This window comes from Acidiphilium iwatense, from assembly GCF_021556475.1.
Taxonomy (GTDB): Bacteria; Pseudomonadota; Alphaproteobacteria; order Acetobacterales; family Acetobacteraceae; genus Acidiphilium; species Acidiphilium iwatense.
This window is the reverse complement of sequence record NZ_JAKGBZ010000004.1, coordinates 63910-88453: the sequence shown is the minus strand read 5'-3', so window position 1 is coordinate 88453 and position 24544 is coordinate 63910. Positions and strand designations below refer to the sequence as shown.

Genomic DNA, 24544 nt, shown 5'->3' with positions numbered 1-24544 from the left:
TAGACAATTAAGTCTATTTATGGTTATCCTTATAGGTGAAGATTCGCAAGCCGTTTTCAGAGGGGGTGTACGATGATTGCCATCCATAATGGAACGGCGAGGCTGGATATGACGATGTTTGCAGAGCGGTTGCAGAGCACCCGCAAGGAGCGCAAAATTACCCAAATACGGCTGGCTGACATGCTCAGTGTCAACCCAAGGGTCTATAATCGGTGGGAGCGTGGCACTGCGGTGCCGCAACTCGATACCATCGTCAAAATTGCCGATATTCTCGGCGTTTCCCTCGATGTCCTGGTCGGGCGGGAGAAGAGCACGCACCAGCCGGTCATCCATAACCTCAAGCTGCACGCCATGCTCAATGAGATCGACGCATTGCCCGATGAGGATCAAAAAGCTTTGGTGATCCTCATGGATAGCCTGATCAAGCGTTCAAAAATCGACCGGGTGCTCGCCGCTTAGCCGCCTTCATCATCTGAGGATCAATCATGCCGAACATCCAACCCTTGCTCGAAAAAATTCAGGCGCTGCCGGTCGAGCGGATCGCCGAGATCGAGGATTTTGTCGAGTTCATCGCCGCCCGCGAGCAGGAGCGTTCGCTCACCCGCGCCGCCGGTGCCGTGAGTGCGCCCGCCTTCGCCGCGATCTGGAACAACCCGGAAGATGACGCCTACGATGCCCTTTGAGTTTGGCGATGTCGTCCTCGTCCCGTTCCCCTTCACCAGCCAGACCGCATCAAAGCAGCGGCCCGCCGTCGTCGTCAGCAATCTGGCCTACAACCGCGTCAAGCCGGATATCGTGTTGATGGCGATCACCAGCCAGTTCCGCCCCAGCCCCACCCTCGGGGAAGTTTGGCTCCGCGACTGGCAGGCGGCCGGCCTGCTCAAACCCTCCGCCGTCAAGCCGGTTTTCGCCACGCTGGAACAAGCCCTCATCATCCGCCAGCTCGGCACGCTCGTCACCGCCGATCAGGCCGCTCTCAAAAGTTCAATCTCTCAGGTTTTGGCGTAACGGGGCCGCCAGCACATGAAGTCAGTGCTGCATCTTACGGGCCGGTTATGTTTTTTATCGAGGTACCAAAAGCACCAAGGGTGCATTGGTCCATATAGCTCACCTTGCTGTCTCTCTGCTGTCCCTCTTCTGTCTCTCTCGTGTCTCTCTTCTGTCCCGCTTCGCGGCAACAAAACCGCCCGTTCTTTGTTCGGACTGGCAAAAACTTGTTCTTCGCCCCGTCCCTGGGAGCAAAAACCCAGAAGGCGCATTTTTGAGGGTTTTGGCCGGGTTTTCGTTGCACGTTCAAAGTATCCGCTAGGATGCCTTGGTCTGTAGTAAACGCATAACATAATACCACAACAAAAAGCCGGGATTAGCCCGGAAGTGACCTCAGAAAGAACAACGGATTGATGCTCTGAATATAGCTCAGAATGTAGCTCAGACGAATCTTCAGAATGATCCACTGAATGATGGCGGGCGATCATTGAGCTGGAGATGGTTTAGGTCTCTCCAGGCCGCGCCTTACGATAACCCGATCTCGATAAAAACCGGGCAGCGGCCGTCCCGAATAATTCATCCGTCTGGCGCCACTGATCAAGCAGTTCGTCTTGCTCATCGCGGGGCATGGTTTCCCACGCGACAGCAAACGCCGCATCCTCCTGGGCCTTTACGGCATCCTGGTCGGCTCTCCAGGCCGCGAGTTCGGCTTTGCGCTCGGACGTCGGATTCGCGCGTCCACCGGGGCGGACCTCGCTGACTGCCTTGGCCAGGTTGGTCGCCGTCCAGGGGTTGCCCGTGCGGTACATAATCCCAACCTCGTTCAATGCCGACGCCACCGCCGCCCAGCTAAACCGCTCCTCGCGGTTCAGTTTTGTCAGCCGATCCGCATTGTCCCGTAGCCACGGCGTGATCTGGCTCCCCGGCCGCCAGACCTCACCGAGCCGGGAAGCCAATGCCGATATCTCAGCCGGTGTAAAAGTCGCGGGCTTGGGCATGACGGGAGGATAAGGCAAAAGCCAGGCGCCAGGAACTTAATTCAGTGGATCGTTCCGTGCATCGTTCGGCATCAGGGCGCCCGGCAGAAAATTCCGTTTCCGGGTTCGGTTAGGGGCCGTTTCCGCGCCCCGGCCAAATCCAGAATCCCGCAATGCGCGCAGGCCGTCAAAGGATGGCCGCACCAGCGGCCACCGCCGCAGGCGGCGCGGAGCCACGCACAGCCCAAAGGGCGAGCATGGCGAGCGTCCTCGATCGGACGAGCATATGAAGGGAAAATCATAGCGATGATGGAGGCAGCGCGCAATTTTGAGAACCAGCCGTTACCGAAGGAACATCCAATAAAAGAGGAAACTTCCCAGAGCGTACATAAAGAAACCTACCGTCCTAAGTTTGAAAATCGAAAATTGGCCTGAGTAATATTTTCCAACAAAATTTGTATAATTGCTCGAACGACTACTCATCTCAATTCGTCTCTGAAACCATCTTGGAAAAAAGACACAGAGTGATCCCATTGAGAACATCCCTATTATAAACAGGACGCCATTTATCGTGCCGTTTTGCATCTCGCCGCCCTCACCATTGACCTAATTGAGGTGTGGCTGCCGTAGAATTTAATGAGACACCCCCACCTACATATGCACCGACGCCGATACCAACTTTGGGGAGATTAATAGTCATTCCGCCAGGTCCATCCTGGCTTAAGCTATATCCGGGCGAAGATAAATCCGATCGACCGGTTACCGACAGACCACCACCAGGCCCGGCGCCCACGTCACCTTCTCCGTATAGGTTAACCTCATTGGTTATACCAGCAGAATAAAGGGAGGCATGGTCGGAGAAAGAAACACTCCCGCCTATGCCAGCATAGGCACCTACGCCTATCAGCGGGTCTTCCGAAACCTCTCCAAACAATTGAAGTTCACTAAGATGGCCATCATTAGGCCAATTTACGCCAACGGAAGCCGATAGTGAGTCGCCAAAGATATACGCCAGCGTGGCATTAATTGATGCTGAGATGCGCGTGAAACAGCCACTTGAGCACCGATTAAAGAGATACCCGAAGGCGCCTGTTTCGGCGCCGTTGGCGAATTTGCCGCCGCCGATGACGGAGCCGATGCCACCGGTGACGCTGGCGGTGAGTAAGTTATCGTTGCCTGTGATGGCAAGGGTTTGCCCAGCGGCACTGCTGAACCCGGCGGCGAGGAAGCCGGATTGAAATCCACCTCCCTGGGCGATGCTTGAAAGGCCACCGACCAGACCGTCGCCGGCGACTTGCGCTAGATAAGAGACATCCGCTGCGGCGGCCGCACCGAAGCTTGAGAAGTCTTGGCCAATGGTCGAGTTCGCCCCTCCGTCGGTCAACTGCCCGACTACCTGAAAACCTTCGGCGGTGGCCGTGGTTATGACCCCCGCCTTCAATGCCTGTCCAAGGCTGCCGGTCTCAAATCCGGTAATTTCCGCAGCTGCGGCACCCGCACACAAAGGACCACACACAAGGCCTTCGCCCGCAACAAACAAATCCCCGAGAATAGGCACTTGCTCGAACAGCGGCGCCAAGAGTTTCACGGGGAAGAGGATGTCGGTTATCACGGAAAAGAAGCATCCGAAGAACCCTCCGCACATCCCGGTCGGGTCGGTGATCGAAAGCGGATTGTTGTCGACGTAGGAGTAGGGGTTGAGGTTTTGGAGGTTGTAGATTTGCTGGATGACGGGGTCCGGCGACATGAAACGCCCGGTCAGCGGGTCGTAGACGCGGGCGTTCATGTTGATGAGGCCGATCGGATCGATATGCTCGTGGCCGGTGAAGCCGCGGGTGGTCTGGCTGGTGAGGCTGCCGGCGACGTCGTCGGTGCCGTTGGGGTTGCGCCGCTTGCCCCAGGCGTCGTAGCTGTCGCGCTCGACCACGTTGCCGGCATCATCGGTCAGCACCGCGATCGAGCCGAGCTGGTCGCGGATGAAGTAGCGGTCATAGGCGCTGCCGGTTGGTGGGGTGACGTGCATGCCGAGCAGTTCGCCGCCGGCGACGATATAGTCGTCCCAGGTGACGGTACCCGAGCCCCCTATGACCAAGTCTGAATGCAGGCCGCTGGCCGGATCTCTCAGGTAGGTCGTGGTATCCTGGATGACCCCGTTGCTGAAGATGGACTGCATGATCCGGTTGTGATCCGGACCATAGGCATAGGTGGCGGTCGCCGATCCCCTGGCGATCGAGGCGACCATGTTGAACCCGGTCCAGCTCACCGTCGCGCCGTCGCCGGCCAGCTGATTGCCGTCGGCGTCATAGGAATAGGTGGTGCTCAAATTGTAGGGGTTGTTCGTCCCGGAATTGGTGATCGCGGCCACGGCGTGCGGATGGGTTGCCGGGCCCGACCCCGAATAGGCGGCCGGATAGCTGTAGCTGCCGACATCGGATTTGTAGATGATGTCGCCGAGACCGTCATAGGCGATGGTGTTCGCGGTGGTGCCATCGGCATTGTTGAGCGTATAGCCGGTCAGCCGGTAGAGATTGTCGTAGGTGAAGCTCTCGGTCAGGCCCTCGTTGGCATCGGTCCGGCCGGTCAGATCGCCGAGATTGTCGTAGCTGTAGGTGAAGTTGGCGACGCTGGACGTGCCGTTGAGGCCGGCGGTGGTGCCGGTCAGGCGATAGCTGTTGGGATCATAGGTGTTATTGACGACGACACCGTTGCCCAGGGTTTCCTGGGTGACTTCCTCGGCGGCGTTGGTGGTATCGAGCGTCCAGAGCGCCTGGCCGGTGGCGACGTCGGTGAGCTTGGACAGCGTGCCGATCGCCGAATAGGAATATTGCACCTCGAAGCCGCTCGGGTAGGTGACCGTGCTGATCCGGCCGCCGGCATCGTAGGTCGTTACGTACGAATAGGACGATGACATCCCATTATTTGGCGCGATCGTCGTCTTGGTCAGTCTGCCAGCCGAATCATACGTATAGGCGGTAAGAGTAATATAGCTTCCCGGCTGATTGTTGACCACATTGACCGAATAGGCAGCTCCGAGTTTGCCGATACCGTCAGTCGCCGAGTCGTAGACCCAGGTATCGTCCTGATCGGGCTGGTCTCGCGTGAGCATGCGGCCGAGCTGATCGTAGGTGAAGGTGGTGAGGTTGCCATCGGCATCGGTCTGGCCGACCAGTTCGCCGAGCGCGTCGTAGCTGTAGCTCCACTGGCCGCGATCGGGATCGGCCATGGTGAGCTTGTGGCCCTCGGTATCGTAGGTGAATTCGGTGAAATTGTTGTTCGGGTCCTGGATCTGGAGCAGGTCGCCGACCGCGTCGTAGCTGTACCGCGTGGTCGAGCCCGCGGCATCGGTGACGGCGACCGGCAGCCCCATGTCGTTCTTGGTCGTTGTCGTGGTCCGGCCCTGGGCATCGGTGACCGACGTGGTCAGGCCGTTATAGGCGTAGGTGGTGGTGCCGCCATCCGGTCTCTGCGCCGAAACGACGCGGCCAAGCGCGTCGTAGGTGAAAGTGGTCCAGGCAGTGGAGCCCGAACCGATAATATAAGGAAGGCTCCTGCGGTAGACCTGGCCCAGGGCGTTATACTGTGTGGTGGCGATGATATCGGTAACAGTTGTTCCAGCATATGTGTCTTTCATATTCTGAATGACGCGGCCAAGCGTATCGTAGCCGGTTATGGTCGTGGGCGCGGCCTCGGGAACACCGGAGCTACCGACTTTTTTGTAGATCAGAATGGTTCCGAGCGCGTCGTTCGGTTGCTGATAGAAATAAACCCAGGATACCACTGTGCCGTTGGGCCGGAATTCGGCGTCCTTGCGGCCGAGACTGTCATAGACCCATGACGTGGTCAGGCCGTTCGGACCGGTATGGCTGTCTGGCACCCCGAAGCGCGGATCGTAGCTCCAGGTCTCGCTCTGGTTGAGCGCGTTGGTAACCTTGGTGACGAATTCGCCATTCGAGTCGTAGGTCGTGGTGGTCGTGCGGGACTGAACGCCGGGTGCGGAGACGGTCACCGCGGTTTTGTTGCCATAGGCGTCGTAGGTGTAGCTCGTGGTGACGGCGTCGGCCGATCCTGGCTCGATCGTCTGGCTGGTTACCAGCCCGGTATTCGGGTCATAGGTCCAGGACGAGGTGCGGGTAATGGTGGATGCCGCGCGGGCATCTGTTGGCCCCAGAATCATGGTCCCCAGCAGAACCGCGCCGAGCAGTGCCAGAGCGTGCCAGGGCCGGTGCCCGTGCCGTGGCGAACCATGTCCGCCCATCGCTTGATTCCTGTTCATGGCGTCGTGCTCACCACCACCGACTTCACCAGCCGTCCGAGAATCCAGGTGCTGGTGTTCGGGGCCTGATAGGTATTGGTCGTCGTCTGGCTGGATCCCTGGGTCGAACCCAGGCTTTTCGACGTCGCCACGGTCAGGGCGTCGCCGTAGGAATCGTAGCTGTAGGTCGTCGTGATCGTCGGCAGCGCGGCGCCGTTGAGATCGTTGCTGGCACTCACGCTTTGCGCGAGATAGGGGAACTGGGTTCCCGACCACGGCAGCGCCGGCGAGGACGAGCCGGTCAGCGTGGCGTAGCTATTGGTGGTGCTGTTCAGCACCGTGCTGCCGAGCGTTTTGGTCTCGGACGAAATCAGGCCGATATAGGGAAAATTCTGCAGGAAATTGCTGGTCTGCACGATCCCGGTCTGCGGGTCGGTCACGGTTTCCTGGGTGAAGCCGAGGAAGCCGCGGCCGGAGAGATCCATGCGGCCGCAGGCATAGCCGAAAGTCGAGTCGTAGGTTCCGCCGCTGGCCAGCCCGGTGCTGCTGGCCGTGCTGGTGACCACCGGGGTGGGGAAGGAAATATCGATGATCGGATAGCTGGCGGGATGGGCTGAACAGACGCTGTTGGTCCAGCCGGCATAATAGCTGCCCCAGCCAAGGGCGGGGGTGCCGTAGCTGATCGTGGTCGTGGCGCCGATGCCATTGCCGATCGAGGTGAGCAGATCGGGCGTCGAACCATTGGCAAGATAGGTGTTGATCGTGGTGCCGCTGACGAAGGCGAAGTCTCCCAGTCCGCTGCCAGTGAAATTGCCCATGACCGGCTGCCAGTTGTCGGTCGGCGGTGTCGAATAATTCCCGCCGATGGTCTGCTGCTGGCGAGTGAACGTGCCATCACCGTTGGAGATGAACATGTTGCTTGTATTGCCGAGGATAAAGGCGAAGTCAGTCTTGCCGTCGCCGTTGAAATCACCCTCGATCGGGGTCCAGTGATTGGCCGGCGGCGCGCCGAAATTGACCGCAGTCGTCTGTTCCGTGTTGGCGAACGTGCCGTCGCCCTTGGAGAGGAAGGTTTCGATCGTGCTGCCGCTGACCATCGCGAAATCCAGCAGGCCGTCGCCGTTGAAATCGCCCTCGATCGGGGTCCAGTTCGCGGTCGGCGGCGTGCCGAAATTGGGGCCGATGGTCTGGGTTTTGCTGGTGAAGGTGCCGTCGCCGTTGCTCAGCAGGGTGACGATCGTGTTGCCGCTGACCATCGCGAAATCGGTCTCGCCATTGCCGGTGAAATCCCCCGAGATTGGCGTCCAGTTGTCCGGCGGTGTGCCGAAGTTACTGCCGACCGTACTTGCCACCTGACTAAATGTTCCATCCCCATTGCTCAGATAGCTATCTATAGTGTTGCCATAGACATAGGCGAAATCGGTCCGGCCGTTGCCGGTGAAATCGCCGGAGATGAGCTTACTGCCCCCCGACGGAACGGTATTCAATCCTGACGTTCCCCAGCTTTGCGACTTCATCGTGAAGGTGCCGTCGCCGTTGCTGAGAAATGTAAATATATTGTGCGTGACGATGTAGATCGGGCCATTAATCGTATTGTGAATGAACACCGATGGGTAGGGGACGTAAATGAAATCGGTCCGGCCGTCGCCGTTGAAGTCGCCGGTGAAGACCCCGAATGGTCCCGGCCCCGGTGGCGCGCCTATATTAAAACCGATATTCTGCGTCTTGGTGGTGAACGTGCCATTGCCGTTGCTGAGCAGCACGTCGATCGTCGAGCCGCCGATAAATGCAAAATCGTCCCGGCCGTCGCCGTTGAAGTCGCCTTCCACCAGCGTCCAGTTTGTATCAGGGGGCGCGCCGAAATTCGGACCGGTGGTCGTGATCACATTGCCCAGCACGCCACCGCCTCCGGCCTGCCAACCGAACGTCCGCGCCGGCAGGCAGGTTCCGCTGGTGCCGCTGCCGTCGCAGAGCTGGATGCTCGACAGCAGGCTGCGCCCGGTCCCCGAGGTCTGGTAGGTCAGCTCGTAGTTGCTGACCGGAGTCGATCCCGCCCAAGTCTCGATGTCGGTCAGCCGCTGGGTCATCTCGCTCAGCGCCCCACCGGTGTAGAGCGGCGTGATGTCGGGACGCGTCGCGTAGCTGAACGTCACCTTGTTATAGGGCTGCAGCCCGGTGTTGCTGTTGCCGGTATAGAGAATCTGACTGGGCTCGACCTCGCTGTTGCCTGAGATCCCACCTGGATTCACGTTATAAGACACGGTGAGATAGTTGCCCGTAGTGTCGGCAATCCTGTCGACCAGCCAGGTCCGGACCGACGCGATCCCCGCCAGCATCACCCGCGAATCCGGCGTGTTGCCGAACTCCATGATCTGGCCGGACTTGGTGTGCACCTCGAACCAGGTCGGACTGTTGCCGGTCCGGCCGTGCGAGATGATCTCGGAAAATCCTTCGAGCTCGGTGCGGTACTGGGTGCCATCGGCGCCGTAGACCCCGCCATTGATCGCGATCAGCTGCTGGCCGTTCAGGCAGAACCGGTCGGTATCCGCCTGGCCGGCCCCGACATTAACGTCATAGGTGACGCTGCCATGAGTGCCGTTCTGCGCCACGGTCTGCGCACAGCGGGTGATCGCCAGCAGCCCGCCGAGGCTCCAGCCGACACCGAGAAGGCCATTGGCTCCGCCGCTAGAGTAGTCCAGCGACAGTGCCGGGACCATGCCGCCGGTTCCCGGCGGGACCGAGACCGGGATGCTGAACGACGCCGCCCCCGTGGGCAATACGTTGAACTTGCCGGGCAGAATCATCTCTTGCGCGAACGCCTTCGGCGATGTCCCAAGCCCGAGCGCCGACAGCAAAACCACAGCCCAGAGCAGGCCGGTCGCGCCAGAGATCCGCACTCCCAGAAATTGTTTTGGCATGAAATCTCCCCGAATGGGGCCCCAGATCGCGCAGACTATGCATTCAATACAGGCTATGTATTCGAAGGCGACTCAGCGACGACAACCTTGCAGAAGGCTAACTATCTCATTATGTAACTGGTAACCTTGTTAGCCTTCATACGCAAGCGTAAAGTTAATGACAAAGCAACAATTGCACCCGCATTGCCAGCCCAATCATCCGCCCCCGCCAACAAACAGAACCGCGCGGCGGCAATACCAATGATCGCGTATTTGAAATGCATGCTGGTTGCCTCGGCCGCTCTGGGCCTTCCGCCACGGATTCTGCCGACGATTCAAGCACTCGAAGGCGGACGGGTCGGCAGCGTCACGCTCGATCGGAACGGCACCGCCGATCTCGGCGTCATGCAGATCAACAGCATCTGGCTGCCCGCACTGGCCGAGCGGGCGCACCTTACAGTTTCAGCGACACGGGAACAATTGATCTACCATCCCTGCTTCAACATTGCCGCCGCTGCCGTTATCATCCGCACGTACGTAAATCAGTCGCGCGGCAATATTCTTGCTGCGGTTGGCGACTATCACTCACATACACAAAAATTAAATCACGAATATCTGGCCGCGGCCGAAAGAACTGCCGAAGCTTTATTTGACGGTGGAGTAAAATAATGGAAGATATATTTTATTTCTCTGACAATGCGACCTGTCCTGACACTTCGTTTATTTTGACCATTCTTCGATCGTTGTGAAATTTTAACTTGATCGGGCCTCCCGACACGCTGCCATCGGGAAAAAAGATTAGCTTCGAATCGGCACTCGGCAGCGACGCAACCAGACCATCCGATTGCAAATCGGCCGCGCCGAGAACGATTTCATGTCCGGATGCCACAGCCCGGTCATGGGCAGATTCCAGCCTGTACGCGACCGCCTGGATTTTACCGGCCCAAATCGCCGCATTGACGCCCGGCAGCGCCAGGCCGGGGATCGCGGCGAGCATCAGCGCCATAATCGCAAGAACGACCAGAAGCTCCAACAGAGTAAACCCGGCGTCGTGCCTCATGACGCAAGCTGATTGAGCTGCATCACGGCGAGCAGGATCGACGCCAGCACGCTTGCGACGGTCGCTCCGACCGCTATGGTCAGGGTGGGTACCAGGACCGCTACCAGATTCTCCAGACGCTTGGCGCCGCTGCGCTCGAACAGCTCCGCCTGGTGCAACAGCATTTCGTCGAGATGGCCGGTCTCCTCCCCCACCGAAATCAACTGGGACGACAGCGCCGGGAACAGCCCCGAGGCCAGGAGAGCCTCGGCAAGCGGGCGACCACCTCTGACGCCGAGCGTGGCAACTCGCAAAGCCTCGTCCAAGGCTCGATTGGTCAGCGTCTGACGGGCCAGGCCGAGAGCCGCCGGCAACGCCATTCCGGCCTTCAGCAGCGTGCCGGACGTCCGGGCAAACCGTGCGGTTTGCACCGCAAGAATTACCGGCCCTACCAGCGGTAGCTTCAGTTTGAACCTGTCCCATCGCAACCGCAGATCCGGTCTCTCGAGGCTTCGGCGAATCAACAGGACGGATGCGACTAATGCGATCGCGATCAGCCAGCCAAAGTTGCGCACGAAGGCGGTTCCACCGAGGGTCAGCCGGATCGATAATGGTATTTTTTGTCCGGCATCCACGAATATCGGAGCGAGCTGGGGCAGAACCACCGTCGCCAGCAGGATCAGTGCAGATATTCCGACAAAAACCAGAATGGCAGGGTAGATCAGTGCTGTCTGGATCTGCGACCGCAGCGCATTCTGCTGCCGCAAATGTTCCGCAAGCCGCAGCAGCGTGTCGTCCAGCGTGCCGCCGATTTCGCCGGCGCGGACCAGATTGACATGCAGGGCGGAAAACTGCGTTGGGTCAGCCTCCATGGCCTCGGCCAGCGTCGCTCCACGGCGCACGGCATCACGCAGATGAAGCAGCGAGACGCGTAAACCGAGGTCGGGTAGCAATGCGGCCACCACGGCGAGGCTGCGATCGACCGGTAAGCCTGCTTTGACTAGGCTGCCCAGCTCGTGCAGGGCCAAAATCAACGACGACTGTCCGGTCGTCAGCCGCAACCGGGCAAGCCAGGCACGCCAGGAGAGTTCCGGTGTCGCGTGCAGCAGATAGCCGTGCTCGCGCTGCACGCGCAGGGCGAGTGCCTGCGCGTCCTCGCTGTCCGCCGAAGCGTGTACGACAACCCCGTCGGACCGCACAAAACTGTAGCGGAATCGTGGCATCAGCTCAGCTTTCCATGCACGCGCGCATGACCTCATCCAGTGTTGTGATGCCCGCGGCCGCTATCGTCAGACCGTCGGCATACAGAGTGGTCATCCCTTGGTCGATCGCTTGTTTTCGAAGCTCGTCGGCACTGACCCGCCGCATCATCAGGCGGCGTAGATCATCGGACATGCCCAGTAATTCGGAGATCACCGTCCGTCCGGAAAAACCGGTTCCGTTACAGGCATCGCATCCCACTGCCTGGAAGAACCGCTTGCCGTCGTAGCCAGGGGGCGGCGTGGCGATCGCCGCGGGTTGCCGGCAATGGACGCACAGCTTGCGCACCAGGCGCTGCGCCAGAATTCCATGCACCGTCGAAGCCAGCAGATAGTCGTCGATTCCCATATCGACGAGGCGGGTGATCGCGCTCGCCGCATCGTTTGTATGCAGGGTGCTCAGGATAAGATGGCCGGTCAGCGCCGCTTGTACGGCCGTCTGCGCGGTCTCAAGATCGCGGATCTCGCCAACCAGGATGACGTCGGGATCATGTCGCAGAAAGGAACGCAGGGCTTGAGCAAAATCGAGCCCGATGGCCGGCTTTACCTGGACTTGATTCACCCCTTCGAGCTGTAATTCGATAGGGTCCTCGATGGAAAGAATTTTCCGGTCGGCGGTATTGATCTCGGCCAGGCCGGCATAGAGCGTCGTCGTCTTGCCGCTGCCCGTGGGTCCGGTCACCAGGACGATGCCATGCGGCAGGGCCAGCAGCTGGCGCCAGGCCACAAGGCGATCGGCCGGGAAGCCGAGAGAAGCCAGATCGAGTTTTACCTGGCCGCTATCCAGAATGCGCAGGACCACGGCCTCACCGTGCAGGGTCGGCGTCGTCGCGATCCGCAAATCGACATCGAGCCCCCGAAGAGCAATCCGGAACCGTCCATCCTGGGCGAGGCGCCGTTCGGCGATGTTGAGCCGGGCCATGATCTTGAGCCGGGAGACAATGGCGGCCCGGCTTCCATCCGGCGCATCGTCCATCTCACGCAAGCGCCCGTCGAGGCGAAACCGGACCCGCAGCCGGTTGCCGAAAGGTTCGAGGTGTATATCGGAGGCCCTCATCTCGACCGCCTGCGCAATCAATTGATTGACGAAGCGAATAACCGGCGCCTCGCTTGCCAGGTCGCGCAACCGTTCCACATCGTCGGTGAGATCGCCATTACCATTCAAAAGGCCGTTGTCCGCGGCGCTGCGGGGATTGTACAGCCTCTCCCACGCGCCCTCGATCTCGGTCGCCGTCGCAACCATGACAGTGACCGGCCGGCGCACAGCGAATTCGAGGGCTTCGATGGTACCATTATCAAGAGGGTTGGCCATGGCGACATGAACCGCCGTGTCGTCTTGAAACAAAGGCAGAACCCTGGCCTGACGCAAAAAGCCCGGATTGATCTGTCCGTCGAGGACCGGGTTGACGGGAAAGTGGCTTGCTTGTGCGATCGGCGCACCCGTCGTCCCGGCAAACGCCGCCAATAGCTCGACTTCAGAGCAAAAGCCTAGCCGCGTCGCGACCACATCGATCGGATCTCCGCTCTCGGCAGCGAGCCGCTGAACCCGCGCAAGATCGATGGCGGACAACAGAGTCTCGACAGGGTGGCGGTGCATCATCGGATACCTCAAACCGCACGACCAAGTTGCCGCCAAGAGCGCGCTTTCGAAACGGATTTATCACGGACAAACCTGTCTTGTGAACGGGGTGTCACCAACATCATGGCTCGTGCCGGCTTGATCGTCTCTTAACGAACCCGGTAGGTCAGCACCCGCCAGCCGACGTTGCCGCAGGTGTCCGGAACAGACCGCGCCCCGCCCACCGGCTCCAGTCTGCGAAAACCAACACCAAATGTCAGACTAAAACTGAGCTGCTGCACTTGAATGCTCGGCTGCGGGATGAACTTCTCAACCGTGAAATCTTCTATTCGCTGAAGGAAGCCAAGGTCCTGATTGAATCCTGGCGCCGCTACTACAATACGCTGCGGCCTCATTCCTCTCTCGGCTACCGCACGCCAGTGCCAGAGGCTTTGCTGTGGCCCGTCGCAGCCGCCTGATCCATGGTCACTTCAGCTACCCCCGATTTTCCACCACGTTGACGGGCGCGACCTTCGAAATAGCGGCAAGGGTGTTCATTACCGAAACGAAGAATGCAGCCATAAGATAAAAAAACGCTATCAGTGCTTCTCCAATCTGAGAGAGCCAGTGCAACGCCAAAGAGCTAAGATTTTGATTTTATTGAAACAATGAGTGCGGCTCCCAATTGAAGTCAACACTGGGAATTGTCCTTTTATCGTTATTGTGCAGCGCACAAAAAATGTTTGACTTTCCGTGTCTGTACACGTAAGTCACTCATGCTGCACTGCGGTATAAGCGATGCAGCCGGATACCGAGGCGGTCATGTTCGCAATCCCTTGCAACGGACGCGCCGACCGGCCGGGCTGTGGTGGGCCCGATCGGACCCGCAACCGAAGCAAAAGACCGAAGCAAAAGGATGACCGACATGACTGTAAAGACGAAATCGACCGAGACCGTTCAGCACGCTGCCGCCGTGGCGGTGCAGGAAGGCCAGGATTATATGACGACCGGGTTCGAGAAGACCCTGGCGTCGGTGAAGGAAGGCATGGAAAACGCGGCAAAGGGTTTCGAGGCCCAGCAGGCCAAAATGAAGGAAGGCATGGCGAAGGCGATGAAGACGACCGAGGAACTGGTGGCGTTCGGCCAGGGCAATGTCGAGGCTTTCGTGAAGGCCGGACAGATTTTCGCATCGGGCCTGCAGGGGCTTTCCAGGCACATCGCGGCGAGCGCCCAGGCATCGGTCGAGGAGACCGTCGCGACCGCGAAAGCGCTCTCCGGGGTAAAATCGGTGAAGGAAGCCGTCGATCTGCAGAGCAGCTTCGCCCGCACCATGATGGAAAAGGCGGTCGCCGAGACCGGCAAGCTGACCGACGCTTCGCTCAAGCTGACCGAGCAGACCATCGCGCCGATCACCGCGCGCGTGACCCTCGCGGTCGAGAAGTTCGGCGCCGCGCTCTGATCGCCTCCGGCGACGCCGCAGCAAACCGATACGCGGGCGGGCCCATCAAGGGCTCGCCCGTTTTCGTTTGCGCGGGCATATTCCGAAACCGGACGAATCTTGGTGGGTGATTTGCCATGGGTCGACGCAAACGGATCGAAACCGCCCGCCTGATCGTCGCTCCGCTCACCGAGGCCGACGCCGCCGATCTGGTCGCGATCACCGATCACCCCGCGATCATCGATCGGATCGATTTCCTCCCCGCGCCCTTCGGGATCGACCAGGCGCGGGCGCTGATCGCCGCCGATCCCGGCTTCAACGGCATCTGGCGAGCCGAAGATCGCCGTCTGGTGGGCGTCGCCGGGGCGCATGAGCGCGGCGACGCGATCGAGATCGGCTATTGGATCGGCCCGGCCTATCAGCGCAACGGCTATGCGCGCGAAGCGGTCGTCGCGCTGATCGCGAGCCGGAGCGACATGCCGATTTTCGCCGAATGCGATCCCGATAATGTGGTTTCCTGGCGGTTTCTGCTCTCGCTGGGATTTCGGCCGACCGGGAAGGCCGGGTGCCGGCCCCGGCGGCAGGTGCTGCGCCATGCTGGAATCCCTTGGCACGATTAGCGCTGGCCTTCCCCGCCCAACCGGCCTATAAAGCCGGCACGGCGCTTTTCGGTCCTGGTTGCTGCGTGCCTCTGTGCGAATTTCGCATTCGACACCTCCCCAAGTTGAAGAGTTTCCTGGCTCATACAGTGTGAGTCGCCGTTTGTTGGAGAGACGCTATGTCGACTGGTACGGTCAAGTGGTTCAACGCGACCAAGGGTTATGGGTTCATTCAGCCGGATGACGGTTCAAAGGACGTATTCGTGCATATTTCCGCGGTCGAGCGGTCCGGCCTCGGCCGTCTGAACGAGGGCCAGAAGGTCCAGTACGAGGTTCAGCGCGGCCAGCAGGGCAAGATGTCCGCTGAAAACCTGAAATCCGTCTGATCCGGGCTTCGATTATGAAAAGCGCCGCCTCGTGCGGCGCTTTTTTTATGCCCGAAATCTGGACGCGCGGTACAACCTCAATCGTCGCCCACATGTTCGGCGAGTTGTGATGCCTTGTGCCGCTTACGCCCCGCGCGTTCCCGCATGGTCTGGAACACCACATAGAGCAGCGGGATGATGAATATTCCCACCCCGCTCGCCGCGATCATGCCGGCAAACACCGGCGTGCCCAGCGAGCGCCGGCTGATCTGCGCAGCCCCGGTCGCGATCACCAGCGGGATCAGGCCGAACACGAAGGCGATCGAAGTCATCATCACCGCGCGGAACCGCATCCTGGCACCCATCGCCGCCGCCTCGCGGATGCTCATGCCTTCCTCGCGCCGTTCCTTGGCGAATTCGACGATCAGGATACCGTTCTTCGCCGACAGCGCGATCAGCACCACCAGCCCGATCTGCGCGTACAGGTTGAGCGTGAGCCCGGCGAGCACGATGCCGAGCATCGCGCCGAACACGCCGACCACGACCGAGAGCAGCACCGGAATCGGGATCACCCAGCTTTCGTAAAGCGCGACCAGGAACAGGAAGGCGAACAAAATCGACAGCGCGAAAATCACCCCGCTCTGTCCCGATGCCTGTTTTTCCAGATAGGCCGTGCTGGTCCATTCATAGGAAAATCCCGCCGGCAGCACCTTCGCCGAGAGTTTTTCCATCGCGGTCAGCGCGGCGCCCGAAGACACCCCCGGCGCCGGATTGCCAATGATCGGCGCCGCCTCGGTGTCGTTGTAGCGACTGACGATCTGCGGCCCGAGCACGGTATGCGCGGTGGCGAGCGAGCGCAGCGAGACCATCGCGCCCGAATTGCTGCGGACATAGATGCGCCAGATCGCGTTCCTGGTGTCGCGGTCGCGCCCCGCCGCCTGGATATTCACCTGCCAGACCCGGCCGAACACGTTGAACTGATTGACGTAATAGCCGCCGAGCGAGGCTTGCAGCGCGGTGAAGATCGAACTGATCGGCACGCCGAGCGCCTGGGCTTTCCGGCGATCGATATCGAGATAGACCGACGGGTTGTTCGCCGAATAGGTGGTGAACACGTGCGAGAGCTTCTTGTCGCCGTTGGCCGAGACGATCATCGCCTTCAGCACGCTGTCGAATTTCTGCTGGCTGGCGCCGGAATCGTTCTCGAGTTCGTACTGAAACCCGCCATTGGTGGAGAGCCCGATGATCGGCGGCAGATTGAACGCCACCACATTCGCGCTGCGAAGATTGGCGGTAGCGCTGAACACATGATTGATCACCGCCTGCACCGAATCGCGCACCGCGGTGCGGTCGGCGAAAGGTTTCAGATGGGCGACCATGAACAGCGCGTTGGGTTCGGTCGCCTGATCGAGGATCGAGAATCCGTTGATCGCGATGGCGTCCTGAACCTGCGGGAATCCGTTCAATATCTTGGTGAGCTTGTCGGCAACCGCCTCGGTGCGCGGCAGCGAGGCGCCCGGCGGCAGCGTCGCCTGGATGAAAAATGCACCCTGATCCTCGTCCGGCAGAAAGCCGCCGGGCGTGATCGTGGTCATGAACAGGACGGCGACGCCGAACACGCCGATCACCAGAAGTCCGAGCCACGAGCGGCGGATCAGCTTCGTCACCGTGTTGGAATAGCCGTCGCGCGCGCGGTCGATGCCGTTCAGCACCCGGCCGAGTATGCCACGCCGCTGATGCTGCGGGCGTAGGAAAATCGCGCACAAAGCCGGCGACAGGGTGAGCGCGTTGGTCGCGGAAATCAGCATCGCGATGCTGATCGTCACCGCGAACTGGGTGAACAGCAGCCCCGACAGTCCCGGAATGAACGCGACCGGCACGAACACCGAAAGCAGCACCAGCGAGATCGCGATGATCGGCGCCTGGATCTGCGCCATCGCCACCTTGGCGGCTTCGCGCGGCGACATCTCGGGGTTTTCCATCATCACCCGCTCGACGTTTTCCACGACGACGATCGCGTCGTCGACCACGACGCCGGTGGCGACCACCAGCGCCAGCAGCGTGATCGTGTTCGCCGAATAACCGAACGATAGAAGGAAGGCGAAGGTGCCGATCAGGGCGACCGGCACGACCACGGTGGGAATGATCGTCGCGCGCCACGAGCCAAGGAACAGAAACACCACCAGAACGACGAGAAGGAACGCTTCGCCGAGGGTCTTTTCCACCTCGTGTATGGTATCGAGGACGAAGCTGCTGGAATTATAGACTGTCGTGGTCGCGAGGCCCTTGGGGAAACGCTTGGAAAGTCGCGCGAGGGTTTTCTCCAGCGCGTGCGAGGTCGCGACCGCATTGGCGCCCGGTGTGAGGAAAATGCCAATGGCGACGCCGTTATTGCCGTTGATCTTGTCGATCTGGCTTTCGCTCTGCGCGCCGAGGGTGATTTTGGCGACATCCTTCAGCCGCAGCACCGAGCCGCTCTGGTTGCCGCGAATCACGATGTCGCCGAACTGCCTGACCGAACTCAGCCGTCCCTGGGTCTGCACCGAAAGCTGGTATTGCTGATTTTTGCCGATCGGCATGAGGCCGATCGTGCCGACCGGCGCCTGCACATTCTGATCCTCGATCGCGCCGATCAGGTCGGACGGCGTCAGGCCGAGCTCGGCCAGCCGGTTGGTGTTGAACACCACCCGCATCGAATAATTCTGTGCGCCGAACACGAAGGCCTGGCCGACGCCGGGCACGCGCGAGATCGTATCGAGCAGGTTGATGGTGACGTAGTTGGAAATCTGCAGCGGGGTGAGCTGGTTGCCGGGGCTGTAGAAGAACTGGAAGGCGAGCACCGAGGAGGAGCGCTTGCGGATGGTCAGCCCTTCCTTCTGCACCTCGCTCGGCAACTGGCTCAGCGCCTGCTGCACCGCATTGGTCACGTTCACCGTGTCGATATTCGGATCCGACCCCAGCGCGAAGCTGACGGTGAGGTTGTAGCTGCCGTCATTGGCGCTGGTCGAGGACATGTAAAGCTCGTGATCGAGCCCGTTGACCTGTTCCTCGATCGGCTCGGCGACGGTATCCTCCACGACCTTCGCGGAAGCGCCCGGATAGTTCGCGGTCACCTGCACCTGCGGCGGTACGATGCTCGGGAATTGAGCGACCGGGATATGGGTGAGCGCGAGCAGCCCGGCGATCACCAGGATCAGCGCGATGACGACGGCAAAGCGCGGCCGGTCGATGAAGAAGGCGGGAATCACCGGATCAGCCCTGGGCCAGCTTCGGCGCGACGGTCTCGGGCTTGACCGTAATACCGGGGTGAACCTTCTGAATGCCGTCGACGATCACCCGGTCGCCTTGTGCGATGCCGCTCGCGATCGTCGCGGTCGCGGGCGTTGTCTGCGTGAGAGTCACGGCCTGGCGCACAACGACATTCCTGGCGTTCAGAGCGAGAACGTAATCGCCGAGCTGGTCGGCGAGCACCGCATCGCGCGGCAGAACGATCTGCTGCCGCGGGTGCTTGCTGCGCACGACCACGGTGACGAATTCGCCGCTGGTCAGCTCACGGTTGCCGACCTTCGCATGGCCCAGCCCTGGTATCACCGGATTGGGAATCGTGCCCTGCAAAGCGAGGCTGTCGGTGCTCCGGCTGATCTGGTTGCTGGTGAAATCGAGCGTGCCCACCTGCTTGTCCATGCGCCCATCGGGCAGGCGCAGGCGCAGCTCCACGGCGTCGAGCCCGCCTTGGGTCACGAATTCGTGGCGCAGTTTCAGCGCCTCGCGTGCGGGCATCGAGAAGGTCACGTTGATCGGATTCTGGCTGACCACAGTGGCGAGGGTTCCCGTGGTCGGGCTGACCACGTTGCCGACATTGACGTTGGTTGGCCCGATTCGGCCGTCGATCGGCGAGCGGATCTGGGTGTAGCTCAGATTGATCGCCGCGGTTTCGCGCTGCGCCTTCGCCGAGGCAAGCTGTGCGGCGTCGCTTTCCTCGGTCGCGCGCGCATCGTCATAGGTCGATTGTTGCCCGGCCGGCGTATGCAGCAGGCTGCGGGCGCGCCCGAGCGCAATCTTCGCGTTGTCCAGCGTCGCCTGCGCCGAGGTGACCGCCGCATTGGCCTGATCGAACGCCGCCTGATACGGGCCGGGTTCGATAACGTAGAGCAACTGGCTCTTTTTCACCGTGCCGCCCTGATGGAACAGGCGCTGTTCGAGATAGCCGGTAATGCGCGGCACCAGTTTGACGATGCGGGTTGCCTGAATCCGGCCGATATAGCTCCGCTCCTGATAGACCGGGATTTTTTTCGCGACCATCACGCCGACGGACGGCGGCGGCGGAGCCGCCGCGACCGCATGCGCCCCCCCGAACGCCATCACCCCGAGCAGGAGGGCGGACGCCACGCGACTCCGGCTTTCGGCACGAGTTTTCGTCAGCAGACGCATCAACGACCTCTTTCAGGACAGGACCGGATGGCCCCAAAATCGGGAGTGTCCTGCCGCCCGGCAAGACCTGCGACCGATGGCCGATAGTTCAGAGGGCGATTTGCGGTCCGAAACCGGCGCGTTTTCGCGTCAGTTCAGGCCGGTCGCACCCTATGGGCACTATTCCTGTCGTAGAAATCGGTAATCGGGCGAGACGGCGCGGTCAATCGGACCGCGCTAGTGTGGTGGTTCTGAAGTTCCTACGCATATGCGGCGGCGATTTTAGGAACTTCAGAACCAAAAACCACACTAGACTCAAATGGTTGCTAGTGTCCTTTCGATTCGGACGTTCGTATGGTGCCGGGTTTGATGATAACGAACGTCCGAATCGGGACACTAGCCCCGACACATTTCGTAACAAGACGCGGTCAGAAGCTGAGTTGCGTCGCCTGCATGACCTGCGGCAGGTGGCGGATCGCGATCAGCGCCGCCTCCGGCAAGGGCTCGTCGATCGAGATCAGGCAGACCGCGTCGCCGGCCGGCGCCGAACGGCCGAGATGGAAGGTCGCGATATTGATCCCCTCATCGGCGAGAATCGCGCTGCATTTGGCGATGAAGCCCGGCTTGTCCTGGTTGGTGACGTAAAGCATGTGGCGGCCGAAATCCGCCTCGACCTTGATGCCCTTCACCTCGACGAGGCGCGGTTTCGAGCCGCCGAACAGCGTGCCCGATACGGTGCGGGTCTGGTCGTCGGTCGTAACCGAAACGCGGATCAGGGTCTGATATTCGCTGTCCCGGTCATGCACGGTTTCGGACAATTCAATGCCGTGGTCGCGCGCGAACACCGGCGCGTTGACCATGTTCACCCCCTCCATCACCGGCGCGAGCAATCCGGCGAACAGCGCCGCCGAAAGCGGGCGATGATTGAGATGCGCCGCCGCCCCCTCGTATTCGATGCCGACCTGCCGGATCACGCCCTGCCGCGCCTCGGTCAACTGGCCGGCAAACCCGCCGAGCAACTGGCAGAGTTCCATATAGGGTTTCAGGCGCGGCGCATCCTCGGCCGAAACCGAGGCCATGTTGACCGCGTTGGTCACCGCGCCGGTCAGCAGGAAGTCGCTGATCTGCTCGGCCACCTGCAGCGCCACGTTCTCCTGCGCCTCGTTGGTCGCGGCCCCGAGATGCGGCGTGCAGACGACGTTTTCCAGGGCAAACAACCGGTTATCCGTCGCGGGCTCGGTTTCGAATACGTCGAGCGCCGCGCCGGCGACATGCCCGGACCGCAAGGCCTCGTATAGCGCGGCTTCGTCAACCAACCCGCCGCGCGCGCAATTGACGATGCGCACACCTTTCTTGGTTTTCGCCAGCGCCTCGCGCGAGAGGATGTTACGGGTCTGCTCGGTGAGCGGCGTGTGCAGCGTGATGAAATCCGCCCGCGCCAGCAGCGCGTCGAGCTCGATTTTTTCCACCCCGAGCGCGGTCGCGCGGGTTTCGGTCAGATAAGGATCATAGGCGATGACGCGCATTTTCAAGCCAAGCGCGCGTTCGGCGACGATCGAGCCGATATTGCCGGCACCGATCAACCCCAGCGTCTTGTTGGTCAGCTCGACGCCCATGAAGCGGTTTTTCTCCCACTTCCCCGCCTTGGTGGAGACGGAGGCTTCGGGCAACTGGCGCGCGAGCGCGAACATCATGCCGATCGCGTGTTCGGCGGTGGTGATCGCATTGCCGTAGGGCGTGTTCATCACCACCACGCCGCGCGCGGTCGCCGATTTGACATCGACGTTATCGACGCCGATGCCGGCGCGGCCGATGACTTTCAGATTGCGCGCGACATCGAGCAATTCCCGCGTCACTTTGGTCGCGGAACGGATCGCCAGCCCGTCGAACTCGCCGATAATGGCGCGCAACTCGGCCGGCGTAAGGCCGGGCTTCGTCGTGACCTCGATACCGCGCTGCTTGAAAATCTCGATCGCGGCGGGCGACAGCTTGTCGCTGATCAGAACTTTCGGCATTTTTCTTCAGACTTTCGCAATGGTTTCGGCGGCCACGCTGTCGATCGCCCAATCGATCCAGGGCAGCAGGGCCGCGATGTCCGAGGTCTCCACGGTGGCGCCGCCCCAGATGCGCAGGCCGGGCGGCGCATCGCGATAGGCGCCGATGTCGAAGGCGACGGCTTCGGAGTCCAGAAGTGTGGTGATTCGCTTCGCCGCCTTTGCCTGCGCCGCGTCGTCGAGGCCGGCAAACCACGGCGCCGCGATGGTCAGGCAGATCGAGGTGCAGGAACGGATGGCCGGATCTGCGGCGAGAAACGCGACCCGGTCATTCGTCGCGACCCAGGCGGCGATCGCCGCGAGGTTCGCTTCGCTGCGGGCGATCAGTGCGGGCAATCCGCCGACGCTCTCGGCCCAGCGCAGCCCGTCCAGCGCGTCTTCCACCGCGAGCATCGACGGCGTGTTGATGGTTTCGCCGGTGAAGATACCCTCGATCAGTTTCCCTCCCGAAATCAGCCGGAAAATCTTCGGCAGCGGCCAGGCAGGCTTGTGGCTGTGCAGCCGCTCGACCGCGCGCGGCGACAAAGCCAGCATCCCGTGCCCGGCTTCGCCGCCGAGCACTTTCTGCCAGGACCAGGTGACGACATCGAGCCGGTCCCACGGCAGATCCATCGCAAAGGCGGCGGAGGTCGCGTCGGCGATCACCAATCCCTGACGGTCGGCGGCGATCCAGTCGCCGTTCGGGATGCGCGCGCCGGAGGTGGTGCCGTTCCACGCCAGCACCAGATCATGGCTGAAATCGACCGAAGCGAGATCGGGCAATTTGCCATAGGGCGCCGAAAGCACGCGCGCATCCGCGAGTTTCAGTTGCTTGACGATGTCGGTCGCCCAGGCTTCGGAAAAACTCTCGAACGCCAGCACGTCGACCGGGCGCGCGCCGAGCATCGACCACAGCGCCATTTCGACCGCCCCGGTGTCGGAGGCGGGAACGATGCCGAGCCGCCAGTCCGCCGGAAGGCCGAGGATCGCGCGCGAGCGGGCGATCACTTCGGCGAGCTTCGCCTTCGGCTCCTTCGCCCGGTGGCTGCGGCCGAGCAGCGCGCCTTCGAGGGCGGCGAGCGTGAAGCCCGGCCGTTTGGCGCAGGGGCCGGACGAGAAATTCGGATTGCGGGGGTGAAGATGCGGTTTCGCGGGCGTGGCCGCTGTGGCGTCTGCCATCGATGGTCTCCCTTGCAGAAGAATAGCGCCCCGGTGGGGGGGCGTGACCCACCGGTAAGTTTATCCGCCTTCCCGTCAGGCCGCAAGAGGTCGCCTTGCCGCTCCTGGGGGCTTGCCCGAGGAGCAAAGATCGTTGACATAACGAAAGTTAATATATATAACAAATTTTGCTTGTCATGGGAGGTTGGATTGCCGCAAATCGGTTCCGCATCATTGTCTGACTCGCCGCTGCCGCCGCGCCTCGACAAATGGGAGGCTGGCATCGATCAGGCGGCGTGCGGCCCGCGCTGGTAGCAATATGATCGAGACATCCTCTCAATCGTCGGTGACTATAATCGGCATCTTGCCGATACGCCCGGCTATGTGTCTCTCGACTGGGAGGTCGTGAAGGCAATGCTTTTCGTTGAGACAGGACCTATACAGCGCGATTGGAAAACGAAGCCAATGCAGATTGGCAATCAGGGTGATCCGGGTCTTCGTACCCTGATGACCGCAGGCAGCAAGTTGCCGACCATCGTACCGGCGAACCTCCTCGCGCATCTTTCTTCTGTGTCGGCGGTGAGCAATGGACAGATGAACATCGTGGCGGGCGTCGGCTACCTGTTGCTACGCGCCGCTCGCTGGGAACAAGGTATCAAAATCATCCACAAAACCCTGGGGCACGTCACGGTGAAGCCAGGCGATACCCTTTCCAGTATTGCTCGTGCGGTTGGTTCCACGGAAGCCTTGCTGCAAAAACTCAACCCATCGGCCAGTCCGCGCGATTTGAAAATCGGCACGGTATTGACCTACCAGAGAGCCACGAGCGACCACGTCATCATTGGCAGGCGTTCGATTAACGGCTCGTTTATAATGAGCAATTATAACGGTTTGGGTGATCGCGACTACGCCAGGAAATTCGACTATGCGTTTACTTTCTTGAAGAAACACCGAAAATTGCCGCCATGGCTGCCCCCGTCCCCAAGTTGACCCGTTGCGTTGCCCTAAGCGCCGCACTTCTGCTCGCGCCTATGATCGCGGGCGCCCATGGCTTCATCGGCGTGTTCCATGGTCAAGGCACGGGGTGCTGGGGCGGACTTTACGTGCGGACGAAGACGGTTCAATGGACTACGCCGTATTCGAGTTGCGGCCCCACAAAGTACAAGATTATCGACATGAAATTGAAAAAAAATTGAGTCTAGGAAGTTACATTGTTTTTTCTTTAAAAGAAAAAAGTAATCTTTGAAGATACAAGATAATTGGTCTATATTTTTATAGTCTAAGCCGGATTTACGGAGCAGATTGGGTGGCTGCAGGTTTTCAAAATCGGCAAGATTATAGAAAATTTACAGCTTCTGACATATTATCTAGTAAATCCGTGCCGTCTTCCATATTGTTGTGCGACATGCCGGACCAAAATATTTCATTTGGAAAAAATTCATCATAATGCCCTATTCAAATCGACTCGAAATTTTCTGCCATGGCCGCCATCACACCCTCCGCTGATTCAATGTTTCGCGATCTGCCGACATTGGAGCCTGACGGCCTCGCGGACCGTCAGGCCATCGCGTC

General features: G+C 60.6%; 18 protein-coding genes and 1 pseudogene. 9 read left to right on the top strand and 10 right to left on the bottom strand.

Annotation, left to right across the window (positions count from 1 at the left end; translation table 11 throughout):
* Window positions 1–72 precede the first annotated feature (72 nt).
* The 3 genes from L2A60_RS03575 to L2A60_RS03565 are packed head-to-tail and all read left to right on the top strand — an operon-like array spanning window position 73 to window position 1008.
* The gene (locus tag L2A60_RS03575) at window positions 73–459 is read left to right on the top strand and encodes a helix-turn-helix domain-containing protein (protein ID WP_235703002.1); all 387 of its coding nucleotides are present in this window, start codon (window positions 73–75) and stop codon (window positions 457–459) included.
* A gap of 26 nt (window positions 460–485) precedes the next feature.
* Window positions 486–683: a DUF2281 domain-containing protein gene (locus L2A60_RS03570; RefSeq protein ID WP_235703001.1), complete on the top strand. Its 198-nt coding sequence runs from the start codon at window positions 486–488 to the stop codon at window positions 681–683.
* The gene (locus tag L2A60_RS03565; RefSeq protein ID WP_235703000.1) at window positions 673–1008 is read left to right on the top strand and encodes a type II toxin-antitoxin system PemK/MazF family toxin; all 336 of its coding nucleotides are present in this window, start codon (window positions 673–675) and stop codon (window positions 1006–1008) included. The genes L2A60_RS03570 and L2A60_RS03565 overlap by 11 nt, the downstream gene beginning before the upstream one ends.
* Before the next feature lie 482 nt (window positions 1009–1490).
* Here the strand turns inward: L2A60_RS03565 and L2A60_RS03560 are convergent, their stop codons facing one another.
* From L2A60_RS03560 to L2A60_RS03550, 3 genes are all read right to left on the bottom strand, one after another.
* Window positions 1491–1985, bottom strand: a complete 495-nt coding sequence (locus tag L2A60_RS03560; RefSeq protein WP_235702999.1) for a hypothetical protein — start codon at window positions 1983–1985, stop codon at window positions 1491–1493.
* A 574-nt stretch (window positions 1986–2559) separates the two neighbouring features.
* Complete coding sequence (locus tag L2A60_RS03555; RefSeq protein WP_235702998.1) at window positions 2560–6237, bottom strand: RHS repeat-associated core domain-containing protein; 3678 nt, start codon at window positions 6235–6237, stop codon at window positions 2560–2562.
* Entirely contained in the window at window positions 6234–9134 is a 2901-nt protein-coding gene (locus L2A60_RS03550; protein WP_235702997.1) for an FG-GAP-like repeat-containing protein, read from the bottom strand. The genes L2A60_RS03555 and L2A60_RS03550 overlap by 4 nt, the downstream gene beginning before the upstream one ends.
* Before the next feature lie 240 nt (window positions 9135–9374).
* On the opposite strand from L2A60_RS03550, the gene L2A60_RS03545 reads away from it, so the two are divergent.
* Window positions 9375–9782, top strand: coding sequence for a lytic transglycosylase domain-containing protein (locus L2A60_RS03545; RefSeq protein WP_235702996.1), 408 nt, complete (start codon window positions 9375–9377; stop codon window positions 9780–9782).
* Between the two features lie 13 nt (window positions 9783–9795).
* On the opposite strand, the gene L2A60_RS03540 is transcribed toward L2A60_RS03545, so the two are convergent.
* From L2A60_RS03540 to L2A60_RS03530, 3 genes are read right to left on the bottom strand one after another with little or no spacing between them, the layout of a single operon-like run.
* Entirely contained in the window at window positions 9796–10173 is a 378-nt protein-coding gene (locus L2A60_RS03540; RefSeq protein ID WP_235702995.1) for a pilus assembly FimT family protein, read from the bottom strand.
* Window positions 10170–11375, bottom strand: coding sequence for a type II secretion system F family protein (locus L2A60_RS03535; RefSeq protein ID WP_235702994.1), 1206 nt, complete (start codon window positions 11373–11375; stop codon window positions 10170–10172). Before L2A60_RS03535 ends, L2A60_RS03540 begins: the two co-directional genes overlap by 4 nt.
* Before the next feature lie 4 nt (window positions 11376–11379).
* Window positions 11380–12981 carry a GspE/PulE family protein gene (locus L2A60_RS03530; RefSeq protein ID WP_235702993.1) on the bottom strand — a complete coding sequence of 534 codons (1602 nt, stop codon included), beginning with the start codon at window positions 12979–12981 and terminating at the stop codon, window positions 11380–11382.
* 293 nt (window positions 12982–13274) lie between these two features.
* On the opposite strand from L2A60_RS03530, the pseudogene L2A60_RS03525 reads away from it, so the two are divergent.
* The 4 genes and pseudogenes from L2A60_RS03525 to L2A60_RS03510 all read left to right on the top strand — a co-directional run.
* A pseudogene (locus tag L2A60_RS03525) lies at window positions 13275–13448 on the top strand (integrase core domain-containing protein); the annotation flags it as partial.
* A 446-nt stretch (window positions 13449–13894) separates the two neighbouring features.
* A complete protein-coding gene (locus L2A60_RS03520) occupies window positions 13895–14428 on the top strand; it encodes a phasin family protein (RefSeq protein ID WP_235702992.1) in 534 nt (177 codons plus the stop codon).
* Between the two features lie 116 nt (window positions 14429–14544).
* Window positions 14545–15027: a GNAT family N-acetyltransferase gene (locus L2A60_RS03515; protein WP_235702991.1), complete on the top strand. Its 483-nt coding sequence runs from the start codon at window positions 14545–14547 to the stop codon at window positions 15025–15027.
* 158 nt (window positions 15028–15185) lie between these two features.
* On the top strand, window positions 15186–15392 hold the full coding sequence (locus tag L2A60_RS03510; protein WP_235702990.1) for a cold-shock protein: 207 nt from the start codon (window positions 15186–15188) through the stop codon (window positions 15390–15392).
* A gap of 77 nt (window positions 15393–15469) precedes the next feature.
* Here the strand turns inward: L2A60_RS03510 and L2A60_RS03505 are convergent, their stop codons facing one another.
* From L2A60_RS03505 to L2A60_RS03490, 4 genes are all read right to left on the bottom strand, one after another.
* Window positions 15470–18619, bottom strand: a complete 3150-nt coding sequence (locus L2A60_RS03505; protein WP_235702989.1) for an efflux RND transporter permease subunit — start codon at window positions 18617–18619, stop codon at window positions 15470–15472.
* Window positions 18620–18623: 4 nt separating this feature from the next.
* Window positions 18624–19760, bottom strand: a complete 1137-nt coding sequence (locus L2A60_RS03500; RefSeq protein ID WP_235702988.1) for an efflux RND transporter periplasmic adaptor subunit — start codon at window positions 19758–19760, stop codon at window positions 18624–18626.
* Window positions 19761–20209: 449 nt separating this feature from the next.
* Window positions 20210–21796: a phosphoglycerate dehydrogenase gene (serA, locus tag L2A60_RS03495; RefSeq protein ID WP_235702987.1), complete on the bottom strand. Its 1587-nt coding sequence runs from the start codon at window positions 21794–21796 to the stop codon at window positions 20210–20212.
* Between the two features lie 6 nt (window positions 21797–21802).
* A complete protein-coding gene (locus L2A60_RS03490) occupies window positions 21803–22993 on the bottom strand; it encodes a phosphoserine transaminase (protein WP_235702986.1) in 1191 nt (396 codons plus the stop codon).
* Window positions 22994–23437: 444 nt separating this feature from the next.
* Between L2A60_RS03490 and L2A60_RS03485 the strand changes: the two genes are divergently transcribed.
* Complete coding sequence (locus L2A60_RS03485; protein WP_235702985.1) at window positions 23438–23962, top strand: LysM peptidoglycan-binding domain-containing protein; 525 nt, start codon at window positions 23438–23440, stop codon at window positions 23960–23962.
* Window positions 23963–24544: the final 582 nt, after the last annotated feature.